This is a genomic window from Psychrobacillus sp. NPDC096389 (genome assembly GCF_044762855.1).
Taxonomy (GTDB): Bacteria; Bacillota; Bacilli; order Bacillales_A; family Planococcaceae; genus Psychrobacillus.
In genome coordinates this window covers 584,217-598,076 of sequence record NZ_JBIWFB010000002.1, presented here as the reverse complement: position 1 = coordinate 598,076, position 13,860 = coordinate 584,217, and the positions used below count along the sequence as shown (strand labels likewise).

General features: G+C 34.4%; 9 protein-coding genes and 1 pseudogene. 4 read left to right on the top strand and 6 right to left on the bottom strand.

The genetic code is table 11. From position 1 onward, the window contains the following. A partial coding sequence (locus tag ACIQ38_RS09355) for a transposase (protein ID WP_402821340.1) occupies positions 1 to 959 on the top strand: 959 nt, incomplete at its 5' end. A gap of 104 nt (positions 960 to 1,063) precedes the next feature. On the opposite strand, the gene ACIQ38_RS09350 is transcribed toward ACIQ38_RS09355, so the two are convergent. Then, entirely contained in the window at positions 1,064 to 2,212 is a 1,149-nt protein-coding gene (locus ACIQ38_RS09350; protein WP_402821337.1) for a VanZ family protein, read from the bottom strand. Between the two features lie 180 nt (positions 2,213 to 2,392). Here ACIQ38_RS09350 and ACIQ38_RS09345 point away from each other — a divergent pair, with 180 nt between their 5' ends. Further along, positions 2,393 to 3,439 carry a DUF418 domain-containing protein gene (locus tag ACIQ38_RS09345; protein WP_402821334.1) on the top strand — a complete coding sequence of 349 codons (1,047 nt, stop codon included), beginning with the start codon at positions 2,393 to 2,395 and terminating at the stop codon, positions 3,437 to 3,439. Between the two features lie 1,205 nt (positions 3,440 to 4,644). Here the strand turns inward: ACIQ38_RS09345 and ACIQ38_RS09340 are convergent. From ACIQ38_RS09340 to ACIQ38_RS09330, 3 genes are all read right to left on the bottom strand, one after another. Further along, positions 4,645 to 6,135, bottom strand: coding sequence for an MFS transporter (locus tag ACIQ38_RS09340; RefSeq protein ID WP_402821332.1), 1,491 nt, complete (start codon positions 6,133 to 6,135; stop codon positions 4,645 to 4,647). A gap of 572 nt (positions 6,136 to 6,707) precedes the next feature. Beyond that, positions 6,708 to 8,153: a M20 family metallopeptidase gene (locus ACIQ38_RS09335; RefSeq protein WP_402821329.1), complete on the bottom strand. Its 1,446-nt coding sequence runs from the start codon at positions 8,151 to 8,153 to the stop codon at positions 6,708 to 6,710. A gap of 12 nt (positions 8,154 to 8,165) precedes the next feature. After that, positions 8,166 to 9,395, bottom strand: coding sequence for an MFS transporter (locus ACIQ38_RS09330; RefSeq protein ID WP_402821326.1), 1,230 nt, complete (start codon positions 9,393 to 9,395; stop codon positions 8,166 to 8,168). Positions 9,396 to 9,544: 149 nt separating this feature from the next. On the opposite strand from ACIQ38_RS09330, the gene ACIQ38_RS09325 reads away from it, so the two are divergent. Beyond that, on the top strand, positions 9,545 to 11,584 hold the full coding sequence (locus tag ACIQ38_RS09325; protein WP_402821323.1) for a helix-turn-helix domain-containing protein: 2,040 nt from the start codon (positions 9,545 to 9,547) through the stop codon (positions 11,582 to 11,584). A 304-nt stretch (positions 11,585 to 11,888) separates the two neighbouring features. Further along, positions 11,889 to 12,107: an ATP-binding protein gene (locus ACIQ38_RS09320; protein ID WP_402821320.1), complete on the top strand. Its 219-nt coding sequence runs from the start codon at positions 11,889 to 11,891 to the stop codon at positions 12,105 to 12,107. Positions 12,108 to 12,556: 449 nt separating this feature from the next. On the opposite strand, the pseudogene ACIQ38_RS09315 reads toward ACIQ38_RS09320, so the two are convergent. Beyond that, positions 12,557 to 12,757, bottom strand: a pseudogene (locus ACIQ38_RS09315) (hypothetical protein); the annotation flags it as partial. Positions 12,758 to 13,337: 580 nt separating this feature from the next. Continuing rightward, positions 13,338 to 13,823 (bottom strand): HIT family protein, encoded by a 486-nt coding sequence (locus ACIQ38_RS09310; protein WP_402821317.1) that lies wholly within the window; start codon positions 13,821 to 13,823, stop codon positions 13,338 to 13,340. Positions 13,824 to 13,860: the final 37 nt, after the last annotated feature.

The window sequence follows — 13,860 nt, the reverse complement described above, 5'->3', positions numbered from 1 at the left end:
TCGATGAAGTAGTCGATGACTACACAAACAAAATAGATAGTTCTGACGATGTGAGTGAGCGTAAAAGATTGCGTAGCGAACGCAAAACACCAAAAGAAATGGTAAAGCAGATCTATGACTGGATTACGCGTAAGCAGAAGTATGAAAAGGATTTTGCGATTTTTGGCACGCGTAACAGCTATTCGAAGACAGACCAAGATGCGACATTTATGCGCATGAAAGACGACTATATGCAAAACGGGCAATTAAAAGCGGGCTATAACGTACAAGTAGCCACGGAAGGTCAATACACGTTGGCTTACGGTGTATTCGCCAACCCAACGGATACGAAAACACTCCTGCCATTCCTAGATCAAATAGAAGAACAGTACTTTGAATTACCGGAACATATCGTTGCGGATGCCGGCTATGGCAGTGAACAAAATTACGATGATATTTTAACGAAGCGCAAACGCACACCACTCATTACGTACAACCATTATTTGAACGAACAAAAGAAGAAGTATAAAAACAACCCGTTCCAAACAAGCAATTGGGCATACGATGAGGAAAAGGATAGCTATACTTGTCCAAATGAGAAGCAACTGACATTCCGACACAACGCTACACGTACCGATAAAACAGGATTCCAACGCCAATTCAAAATGTATGAATGTGAAGACTGTACAGGTTGTCCACTGCGAGCGTTATGTACAAAGGCGCAAGAAGATACGAACCGTAAGCTCATGGTCAATGAGAAATGGGAGCAACAAAAAGAATATGTACGAACACAGCTTTCAGAAGAAAAAACAGGTGCCATTTACCGTCAACGTAAAATAGACGTGGAACCAGTTTTTGGATTCTTGAAGGCTAATTTAGGTTTTACACGATTTTCTGTTCGTGGAAAATCTAAGGTCGAACACGAAATCGGCCTTGCATTAATGGCCGTGAATATCCGAAAATATACGGCAAGAGTATAAGCTCTTGTTCGTATAATCTTAAAATAAAATGAAAAAAGTGAAATCGCGCGTGCGATTTCACTTTTTTCATTGATTGAGACTACTTCTGTCCCAGCCTCTTTATATTAGTCTTTCTTAGTTGTATACAAATCTGATGCTTCATCGAAATAAAAACGACGTTTACCTTTACTAAATAGGACCAATAAAGCATGAATGAGAAGTACAATCGTTAAAACAAAATAGATAACCCAAGCACCCAGTGACAAAAATACAGTTGCTTTATAATAATCGGAGTCCATTGTAAGTGCTGAATTATTCAAGATTCTTGCTAAACCTGTTATAAAGTACATAGCGTAAATTGCACCAAAGCGTTTAAACAATCGTTTGTTTGTTTCCGCTTTAGAAAATTTACTTTCATAGCGAAACCGCATTACCTTCGTCCCAAAAGTATTTCCCTTCCAAAACAGTGGTACGACAAAAAATACTACAAATAACACAACTGTATTTACAATAAAGACACTAACCTCGTTGGCATAGGACATACTAATAATTATAGTACTGATCACTTTATTAATGAATAAATCAATAATAAATGCCAATAACACAGACATCGTCTTTACATCATCATGAGCTAATAGTCCATTTGCTTTTTCATTAACCTTCTGCTTAGACGGAAATAATGCTAACACAGCTGGAGCAATAAAGAATCCGAGTAGTCCTCCTGTTGTATTTAACAGTAGATCATCTACATCAAAAATTCGATAAGCACAATTATAAATCCCATAAATTCCTGTTACTTGAGTTACTTCGTAAAATAGCGTTAGGAGAAAGGTTATGACCAAAGCTCGTTTCCAAAACTTTTTCTTTGGGAAGAAATAACGCAGATAAACTCCAAATGGCAACAATAGCAGGAAGTTGAAAAGTGCTTGAAAAAATGAAGGCTGTTTAAATAGCTGCATATAAGTACTAGGTCGTGACAAGACAATACCACTATTGTCAAAGGTATTCACAACAAATTGAAATGGTATTAGAGAAAAATGCTGTGTATCGGGTTTTTGTATGGAACAAGTATCACGTACTTCTGGCAGTGGCAGTAATACTAGAAACAGAGCTGCTAGAAAATAAAAAATAAATGAAAATGTAATTACTGTAATAGAAAGGGGCAAATAATTATATTTTCTATACGTATAAACAAGCCAAGGAACAAATAATAACCACGCTAGTATAACAAAAACAATCGCTGCCACATAAATCGGCTGTGTATAGGTTGACAATTTCTCTCCCTCTTTTCTAGAAAAAATTTATGCCATTCATCATAACATGTGTTTTTCTATGAAATATAATCCTCTACCGACTTTTAAGGTTTTTGTAAGGTTGCTATCAATGTAATGTAAGGTTCGGAAATTATACTATCCTTTAAGCAATGTCATATAAAACTTAAAAGGAGAATTATAATGAATCAGTCTATCTCACAAAAAGAAAGAATTATTTCATTAGACATTATTCGCGGACTTGCCCTTCTTGGTATACTGCTAATTAATGTCGGAGCATATAAAATTATTATCGAAGGACAAGCTCAACCAGATTATAGTGGGATTAATGGGGTTATCAGCACATTAATAGCAATTATTGTGGAAAAGAAATTCTTTTCTATCTTTTCTTTTCTATTTGGGGCAGGTCTATATATTTTCGCTTCAAGAGCGGAAACACGTGGAGACAATCCTAAAAAAAGAATGGTAAGACGATTACTTACTCTCTTGCTTCTTGGAATCATACACTTTTTTATATTTTGGGGAACAATTCTACCTGTATACGCTATTGTTGGGGTGTTTTTAATTCCTTTTTATCGTACAAAAGTTGGGACAATTAAAAAATGGCTTATTGGTATGACTACCATCCATCTAGTTTCCTTAATACTAAAAAATTTCATGCCTTTTCCCAAACCATTCCTTCCTGTCTTGAATTTCTTTTCTAATGATTTAGTACTAATCTTCATTATGTTTTTGGCTGGTTTTTTAACTGCAAAAACAGGTTGGCTTACACAAATACAGGAATTATCTAAAAAGATTAGATGGATACAGACGGGGACATTTCTTTTGTTTATCTCTTTCTCTTTGTGGATTTGGAATGCTTCTCAAGGTGGAGACAATGATGTGGATATACTTATTGCATTGGGGACAATACCAACGACCTTGTTTTACTTATCAACATTATTTTTACTATTAGAAAATAAATATGTCTTGAAATTATTGAACCCAATTTCATCTGTCGGACAAATGGCTTTTACTAATTATATAGCTCAAAGCATTATAGGAACACTTATCATTTCACTTATTGGTCTTGATGTCGTTTCACCAAAGGATATTATCTATATTACAATCCTGATCTATGTTATTCAAATCATATATAGTGTAATTTGGTTCAAATTCTTTCCTATGGGGCCATTGGAAAAAGTGTGGCGCTTTATGGTATATGGAAAGAAAAAAGAGATAAAACAATAGGTAGTTTACTAACAAGGTTTAACAGTTACTTTTTAGTTGCTTGAAAGGCTCATTTGTATATAAAAATATAAATGAGTCTTTACATATTCTTTGCGTTTCTTATTGAAGATTTCAAAACAGAATTGAACGTAACAAAAGGAAGAAATTACAGTATAAATGAGGAAATTCTTGTTCAATTTATTGCTGCGGCTTACATTTGGTTAATGAATTGACCCACTAGAAAGTAAGTAAATAATTGTCACTCAATATTAAAGCATAAAGATGTATAATATCACAGTTATTCTCTAAATTGATTTCCAGATGTCTTAAACATTTTAAGTATATCCTTGCCAATATGCTAAAGATATACTTGAAGTTGCAAAAATGTATTTAGACGATAGTTATTATATGTCGAGTCAGCGGGAGTCTAACTGCTGTATCCATTAAAAAAAGATTATTTGTATAAGCGTTTAAATAACTTGCCTGGCTAAGTTTATCGTATGAATTGTTTATTCTAAAATTTACTATCGACCAAATTTTAAATCTCATTATTAATATCTCTACACTTAATAAGATAATTGAAAATAAACGAATCCTTTCTAAAAGCCATTTGTACAGCCATACCTGGAAATATTTCACAGTTCCATAGAGAAGTAAAATCAAAAACTAATGCAAAAAAGTATGGAAATAAATACGGGTTCTCGTTACCATTTGGATTGCTAGTTCAATATTCTTTTCATATTTTAAAGCTGTTAAATTCTTTATTAAATTTACCGAGTTGTAGCTACACTTTATTTGTCCTAACCCTAAATAATAGAATTTATGTTTTTTATTTTTCAAAATTTCACTGTAATGATTATCATTATTACTCTCTATTGTCCCGTATTCAAAATATTACCAACCAATTTAATCATATATTATTCACTTAAGAAATTTAAGGAAACCATTATGGTTCACAATGGTTTCCTTATCTTGTGTTTTAGTAAAAAGTTGCTTCAAAAACATTCGTTTTCCTTTTAACACCCTTTATTCAACTAGTCGCGTAGAAGAGACCCCTCTAGTTAATACTCCTTTCACAATCTAAATTCAAGGATCTTTTCAACAAAATTTCCTATAAGGATGGAGGGCAATCTCTACTCTAAAATTACGTTAAGCTTTTTAAATAAAGATGGTTATGGATAACCTACTTATATTAAAGCAAAACATTCCATTAATATTGTCTCAATTTACTTTCCATCTTCCGAACTATCTTCAATTCGTTCTTGAATCTCTTTCTTTTCTTCGTTCCACCATAATGCTTCTTCTGGTTCTTCTAAAATCTCTTTTATTTCAGCTTTCTCTTCAACCGCCGGCGGTGAACCTCGAAGTGCTTTTCCTGAAGTATCTATTAGAAAGATGGTTACCACAACAATACCGACAATAGATGCAAGTATCACATAGTAGGCAGGTACCATTTCATTTCCCGTTTTGCTAATTAACCAAGATACAAGTAAAGGTGTCGTACCACCGAACAACGATGCGGAAATATTAAATGTAATCGCTAATGCCCCATTCCGAACATTCGTAAAAAATAGAGAAGGTAATAGTGCTGGCATGGTCCCCTGGAAAGAAGCAGAAAATATTCCAAGAATCATCAATCCGAAAAATACAAGAAGGGTATTTCCACTACCGATTAAATTAAAGGCAGGTATACTCAAAAGAATCAACCCGATTAAACCGCCTTGAATTACCTTCTTTGCTCCAATACGATCACTAAAATAGCCCATTAATAGAACAATCGGAATCATAATAACCATTACAATAACAATTAACAAAAGTCCTTCTGATTCTCCATAACCAAGAACAGCAGTTAAATGAGATGGCATATAAGATAAAACAATATAGTTTACAACAATATAAAAGAAAACAACAAACATACCAATAAGTATTGCTCTCCAATGGTACTGTATTATATGTTTTACAGATTCCTCATTATCATCTTCAGTTTTACTTTCCTGCATTGCCTCAAATGCAGGTGTTTCTTCTAAATTATTTCGCAAATAAAAGCCAATTAAACCGATAGGGGCCGATAAGAAAAAAGGAATACGCCAACCCCATTCTAACATTGTTTCCTCCCCTAAAATATAGGTAAGTGCAGTAACAAGACCAGCTCCGGCGATATAGCCAACTAAAGTACCAACCTCAAGACCACTAGACATAAAACCTCTTTTTTTATCAGGTGTGGATTCAGCAATAAACGTCATAGCACCCGAATATTCTCCACCCGCTGAAAAACCTTGAACTAGACGAGCAATAAGTAAAAGCACGGTGGCAGTATAGCCTATAGACGCATGGGCTGGAATCAAGCCAATACTTAATGTGGCCAGAGCCATCATGATCAAGGTAATAGCTAAGACTTTTTTTCGACCTAAACGGTCTCCAAGCATCCCAAAGAAAATTCCCCCAAGAGGTCGAGCAATAAAGGCAACTGCGAATGTTGCAAAAGCAAATACTAATTGCATGGGTCCACTTACTTCAGGAAAAAATACTTGCCCAATTGTAACAGCTAGATACGAGTAAATTCCAAAATCAAACCATTCCATTCCATTACCAACAGCAGTTGCAAAAACAGCTTTGCGTGCGATATTCGTATCAACAATAGTAATTTCTTCTTCTTTCAACTTTAGTTTAGATTTTCTTTTCAATTTTGGTCTATTATGATTTTTATTATCATCCAATCGAGAAGCCTCCTTGTTGATTAATTGATACTATTCTTAAGCTACCCAAGATGTAATTTATTTATTAATTTATCTCTTCTTAATAATTTTCACCAAATTAAGTCAATTTATATCCTAAGTCCTTCTCTTATCCTCATCACCAGTCCTCCGCCATTTCCTTTGTTGTAGTTAAGTTGTTTGGAAAGAATATATAAGTAGAAGATTTTTTAAGACATACGTGAAAATTTCCGGATTCTTAAAGGCTAATTTGTGTTTCACTCAATTTTCCGTACGAGGAAAATCAAAAGTTGACAACGAAATGTGTATCGCTCTAATGGCTGTAAATCTAAGTAAATTCACAATCAAAAACTAATAAATGCAAGGCTAACCGCTTAATATAGAAAAAAGAGAAATTGAGTGGACTCAATTTCTCTTTTTTCTATATCTGAAACTATTTATTTCCCAGACTCTTCCTAATTTATTCATGATACGGCTTACAGTAAAGCTTCCGATTTTACAACTAACTCTGCTGCTTCCCTTTCAAAGCTAAAAATGAATCGTTCATTTTTTCTCCATTAAATACACTTCTACCTTCAAATTGTTTGATATTCCTTTTGTTTGTATTGCACTGGAGTAAGCTCTTTTGGAATTAGGGCTGTATAAGTTTCTCCATCCAATCTTTCTGCTAACTCTTTCTTAGCATTTTCGAGTAACTCCGGTTTTTGGAGGGCTGTAATAGCCGTACATGCAATTGCTTTTCCAGCTAATAACATGGCATCATGGGCATATTCTGTTTTACCCTGTGCCACAGCCTGCCAAGTATGAAACGGGGTTCCAAATGCCCATGTAGAAGTTACACATTGCGCGGTAGGAACATTCCAGCTAACATCTGCTACATCCGTTGAACCTCCCATAAATGTTTCTTTCTCTGATAAAGGAACAACAAAATCAGCAATTGGTCGTTCCGCTAATTGTACAGCCATCTTTTTACCACTCTGCAATGCAGCAGTATGCTTTTCCTCCTCAGTCAATGTTTCATAAATAGCTTGTGTAAATTCTATATCGTTTTCACTCACATCGGGAAAACCTAATTGCTGCATATGTTCGTGCATCACTTTCTCAAGCGTCAAGTTAGGAATCAAATTATGGCAGGAACCTTGAATTTCAAAATCTAATTTTGTTTGCGTCATAAGTGCTGCACCACGAGCACAATCTGCTACTCGATTATACAAATCCCTTACTTGATCCGGTTTAGGTGCTCGGATTAAATAGGTCACTTCAGCATCTGCTTGAACTACGTTTGGAGCCATTCCACCTGTATTTGTTACTGCATAATGAACGCGTGCCTCATCCACAATGTGCTCTCTCATATAATTCACTCCAACATTCATTAGCTCGACAGCATCTAAAGCACTTCTACCCAAATGGGGAGCTGCAGCAGCGTGTGCACTTCTTCCTTTAAATTTGAAGTGTGCGTGGATGACGGCATTCGCAGTGGAGTGCATGACAGCATTCATTGTCGAAGGATGCCATGAGAATGCAACATCAACGTCTTTAAAATAGCCATCTCTTGCCATAAATGCTTTCCCGTATCCACTTTCTTCTGCGGGACAGCCAAAATATTGTACAGTTCCAGCAAGCTTATGTTCCTTCATATACTCCTTAACTGCAATTGCCGCTGCTAAGGAGCCTACCCCTAGCAAATTATGTCCGCAGCCATGGCCATTTCCATTTTTAACAATGGGTTCAAACTTTACGCTATGTGCTTGTTGGCTTAGTCCCGCCAATGCGTCATATTCACCGAGTATAGCAATAATCGGATGACCAGATCCATAGGATGCGATGAAGCCTGTTTCAAGACCAGCTACTCCCCTACTCACGGTAAATGCTTCTTTTTCTAATGCTTCGCAAAGCAGATCAGCTGAACGGAATTCCTCAAATCTGGTTTCTGCAAACTCCCATATTTGATCACTTAGCTGTGTAAATAAAGTACGCTTCTTGTCTATTAAATTTGAAATTTCTTCTGATAGATTAGTCACTTATTACATCTCCTAACTTACAAGATTTTCGAAAGAAGGAACCTCTTTCTTTGGGCGAATTAAAAATAATGATCCTGCACACAATAATGCAAACATAATAAGCATAATAAAAGCTACTGTATAAGAACCGTCAAAAGCTTCTACTAAAAATCCTATTAACATCGGAGTAAGGACACCAGCGAATTGCGCACCAGTATTAATGAACCCATTTGCAGTTCCTACAACCTCTTCTGATAACATTTTTAAAGGTGCAGAAATAATTAAAATTATATTAAACGACATGAATACGGTAACAAGACTTTGATAGATAGCAAACATCATTATGTTTGGCGCATATGCCATTAAATATAGAAAAACAGCAATTAATACTGCAAATAAGGCTGCAATCACCTTATCTTTCCCTTTAGGTAATTTATCTAAAACATAGCCGCTTGCAAGCATTGCAATAATCCCTGCAACCGCTGGAATAGCTGAAATATACCCAACAGAAGTTAAGTCAAGATGCCGCACCTCAACTAAATAAGTAGGCATCCATGCCATTAGTCCCCATTGGACTGCATAAATGGCGAAGTAGGCAATAAACAGATTCCATATAATTGGAGTTTTTAAAACGTCTTTCAAAGATACTTTACCTTTGGAAGGGTTTTCATTGCTTGTTACAGCTGAACCTTTCCCCTCTTTTAAGAAAAAGAAGTACAACAAGGTAAATATAATACCAATGGCACCAGCAATATAAAAAATCGTTCTCCAACCGATTTCTTGCATGGACTGTGTACCAATTATTGGTGTTATTACCCCCATAATAGTTCCTGAAGTAAGCATAAATGACATGGCACGACTTCGTTCGTTTTGTGGAAACCAACTAGCTATACCTTTTGAAGCTGCTGGAAAAAAGCTGCCTTCTCCAAGTCCAAAAAGAAATCGAATAAGGATTAAGGACATAAAGGACCATGCCATTCCCGACAAAATCGTGAAAACGGACCAAGCAAAAACAGCCATAATAATGATCTTCCGGAAACCAAAACGATCGGCCAGCCACCCACCTGGAATTTGCATTAAGGCATAGCCTGCAAAAAAGCTACTTAAAACAATCCCTGTCTGGGAAGTGCTCAATTGGAGATCCTTTGAAATATCTAAAATCGCATAGTTCATAAAAAAGCGATCAAAGTTTCCAATTGACCATCCTAAAAAAAGTAAGATGATAATGACATACTTCCAGTTCTTTAATAACTTGGACTCCATTTCGTCCCTCCTTACGAAATTTATTGAATACTATTTGAGTATAAAAAATTCGTACTATTCAAACAATGTGTAATCCTATATAATAATCACATAAATTATGTTGAATTTTACATAGTACTAATGGAGGTTGTAAAAAAGTGGACACCTTGTTGAAAATTAAACAATTTTTAATCGATGACTGTTGCCTTTCACATTTTCAATTGTGGGAAGGTATAAAAGGATTGGATTTTTCTCTTGTTCTATCTCATCATTTTGACAAAGATACTCCTACACCAAGGAAATTTTTCAATCATAAAATACATAGCTATGAAAATTATACGGATATTTACTATCATTATCCCAATCATACATCTTTTGTCATCAGACTTAGCGAGTCTTCGGTATTAAAGAAGGAAAGCAGGCGAAAACTTGAAATGATAATTGATTTACATTACTTGCAAGTAATGCTAGATAGAGAAAAATATATTAGGAATAAAGTGATGGAAAGCATACGTGATATATCCATACTGGAAGATTTAGATGACTTATTAAAAAAAATATTAGAAAATGCTTTGTCTGTTATTACTGTAGCGGATATGGGAGTACTTTGGATGTATGAACCAAACCTAGATGCCCTATTTCCTAAAGCATGGACAGGTGGTCCTAGTGAAGAAATCAAAAAAATGAGGATGAAGGTGGGAGAAGGAATCATTGGTAAAACCTTTAAGGATAACAAGTCCTTTATACTTACAAACATAGAGGACGTCCTTTCGGAATCATCTAATATTTCACCAGATAACCTTTTTTATCTGTATAATTCTGTCCAATTTAAAGATTTACAGACCATTATTTCAGTTCCTATAAGGGTTGAGAATCGTACTTTGTGTGTTCTAATTGTCTATCAGAGTGGTCCTTCTCCTCTTCTAACTAAAGATGATCAACAATTGTTGGAAAGTTTTTCTGATCAAGTTTCTATTGCATTAAGAAACTCGAGGCTTTATCAAACTCTAAAAAAACATAATGATCTTTTACTTCAACGAGATATAATACACAATAACCTAATAAAAATGTCTCTTCAAAGTAAAGGTTTAAAGAAAATCGCACATGAAATAGGAAATATGATAAACCGCCCGTTAATGATAATAGACTTAACCGATAATCAAATCTATTCAAATCCGACAACGTGGAAATCGGAAACTCCTATTGAGTTGATAAAAATAAAAACAAAATTACAATCAGAACCTTCTTTTACCAAAATGGAATCTTTAAACGACAAATCATTATATATCTATCCTATTATTGCTATTGATGTTCCCATTGGAATAATGATAGTAGAAATGGAGCAAGATGATCTTTTTCCATTAAATAAGATGATTATTGAACAGGCAAGCTCAGTGATTGCGTTAGAGATTATTAGAAGACAATCACTAGTAGATTCATATTATCAAAAAACCAATGATTTATTTAATGATTTTATTCAGTGCCGAGAATATAATCTGATACGCAGTAAGGCCAATGAGCTTGGTATTGCGCCTCATTCTTATTACATGTCCATAATTATTCATTTACATCCACATTCAGATTTTCACTTTTTGAATATGCAAATGCACAATCTAATTACACAAATAACAAAATATTTAGGAATATACGTATCAATCGTTTTTGGTTATGGAAATAAAGTGACGATAGTTAGCCAATTCAATAATATTGCTGATGAAGACTATGTAAAAAACAAACTAAAACTTATTCATACCAACTGGTTTCAAGTGCATGATGAATTGCTTAACATAGGAGTCGGTTCTTGCTATCCAAGTATGGATAATATAGCAAAAGGTTACTCCGAAGCGGAGAAAGCACTCTCTTTTCTTATTTCAAGGCAACTTAAAACCATTATAAATTATCGAGATATTGGGATTAATCGTTTATTTATTCAACAACCGATCGATGACTTGAACTCCTTTATTAATGAAGTTTTTAATCCCCTTCAAACTGATAGGGATAATACTTTGGATTTGGAACAAACCTTGGTTACCTATATAGAAAACAATCGTCAAGCTACACAAACAGCCAAACTTTTGCATATCCATGTTAATACTTTATATCAAAGGTTAAAAAGGATCGAAGAAAAGCTTCAAATTTCCTTTTCAAATACAGAAGACATTTTGAAACTTCAGCTTGCATGTTATTTAAGATTTTCAATATCACGCTAACTTAATGTTTTAAAATAGAGCCTTTCTATTAATTATGTGTAATGATAAATTTCTCAACAGGATTTTACTTCGAGTAAGTGAGCGAACAATTGTTAACTTACTCGCTTTTTCCAATAAGAGCTTTTCATAAAGATTTTCTATTCCAATGCTAAGAACAAAAGCGATAAAGCGCACTTACTCACATCACACCCTGAGTCTCTCTCTTTACTCGATCTCTATTTTTTGTATATTGTTCTACCACAAAAAGGACATCTCGACTTTTTCTCCTTTAAGCAAGTCAACTTGATTTAGTTTCACCAGCTCTTTGTCTTTTTCCATTGATGGTCTTGGAATGGATAATCAGACTACAAATTGTATTTTCAATAAATTTCCCTCATGGAATTCCTCCCATTTCAAAGTAGGAAATGGTCTTGGACTTCCACTTGTAAAATGTATAGTGAAACTTTGCGGTGACGATGCAATCGTGCATTGTAAGATAGGTAAAGGTAGTAATTTTATCGTTATACTTCCGATTGTAAACTAATCTTCGAATAAACTATGTGCATCATTAGATATTTATGCAGTTTCAGGAATTCATAAGCATTTCAGACTTAGTATAAAATTCTATTTTTCAAGAGGGACTGATTAAGATCAGTATTAAAGTTTTATTGGTTGTGTTTATTATGAATGGAAAAGCAGTGGAATTTATCCATCTGCTTTTTGTTTTATTATTTTTGACCTTATTACTTTAACAATATGTAATTGTTTAGGTCTAATAACAAACACTCTGACTAAATTAGATTGTTGTTCCGTTCTAGTTTTCTTTTAGGAGTATTTTAGCACTGCACCATACAAAAAAAGATAGCTACCAAAGGCAACTCTCTTAAGATTAGAATAAGGATTGTGAGTAGAATATCTATCATGCTTGTACCTATCCACTTACCAAATACCATTCTTTAATTTCTAAATGAAAAGAATTTGGTTCCTTTGTATCTATGCCTTTTGAGAACCAGTCACTGCTTCACTTTCTTTTTGCTTTTTGAAAACAGTAGCCAATATAACAATCATGCTCGTTATTCCGATTACCTGGATAGAAATCATATTCCATGACAATTCGGTATTAAAGAAGAAAATTTTTCGTAAACCTACAATCATAAACCGCATTGGCAGCCAAGGATATACCCAATCTTGGTATATTCATGTTAAATTCAATCGCTGTATCTTGATAAAAAACACCTGTTTGTTTCATAAAGTGTAATACATTAAGTTTGAATTGAACAGAATAAACCTGTTTCGTTTGTTTTCTACGTATGCCAGTTTCGCCAAATTCTTTTAAAGGGCATACCCATCTTATGATTAGGGATTCGCTTGATATATCATGTTTCTTAGCTAATGCACGGTAAGAAAGGTCTCCATTTATAAATTAAAACACAATTTTTAAGTTCAATTGGTTGTTATATTTCGCCATAAAAAAACACCTCAAAAGTTAGATTTCTCACTCTAACTTTTGGGGTGCAGCACCTAATTCAGAATCAATGCGCCTATTTATTTCATCAATTTTCTCGAAACTTTATTAGATTCAAATGGTTCAAAACCAATTTATTCTTCATTTACTTCTTCTTTTTGCTCGATTTCATTCGTTTTTATGTTAATCCTTCTTATAACTATGCCCTCATTAGTTCGGCAGCTATCAGATAAATTCTAATGTATCAAAGAAGGTTTACATTAGTTTTAACTCTAGTCTCATAGTATACCGATAAATTCATCTTTAGGATTATTTCTCTAATTCTTCTTTCAAAGCATTAATACCATGGATTAATTCATTAAGATTTGCCTCGTTATTCATTTCATTTCGAGCGTAAAGAAGTGCTGGTCTTACCGATTCTACAGAACGCCCAAAGCGGTGCATCCATTCATATCGGGGTACCATCCAAGTATGAAAATGATGAGTGGTATCTTCGTTGTAAAAATAATAAATATGTTCGATACCTAAAACTTCTCGTTGTGCTTTTCTAATCTTTGTTAGTATTTGTATATACTCGATTTTTTCTTCATCCGTCATTTCATCCAAACACTTGAAATGACGCTTCGATGCCAATATGACTAACCCTTTAATAGGATAGGCAACATCTTGGTGCGCGTGGAAGTGTTCTGTTTCCACTATTACACCACCATCAGGCTCAATATGTCCTCCTGTTAAGGCACAACTTAAACAAGCTACTTCTATCGTTTTTCCATTTGCTAAAGTGATCTTTCTCATCTTTGTCCTCCCTATCTTCTTAATTAGTACGCTCAAA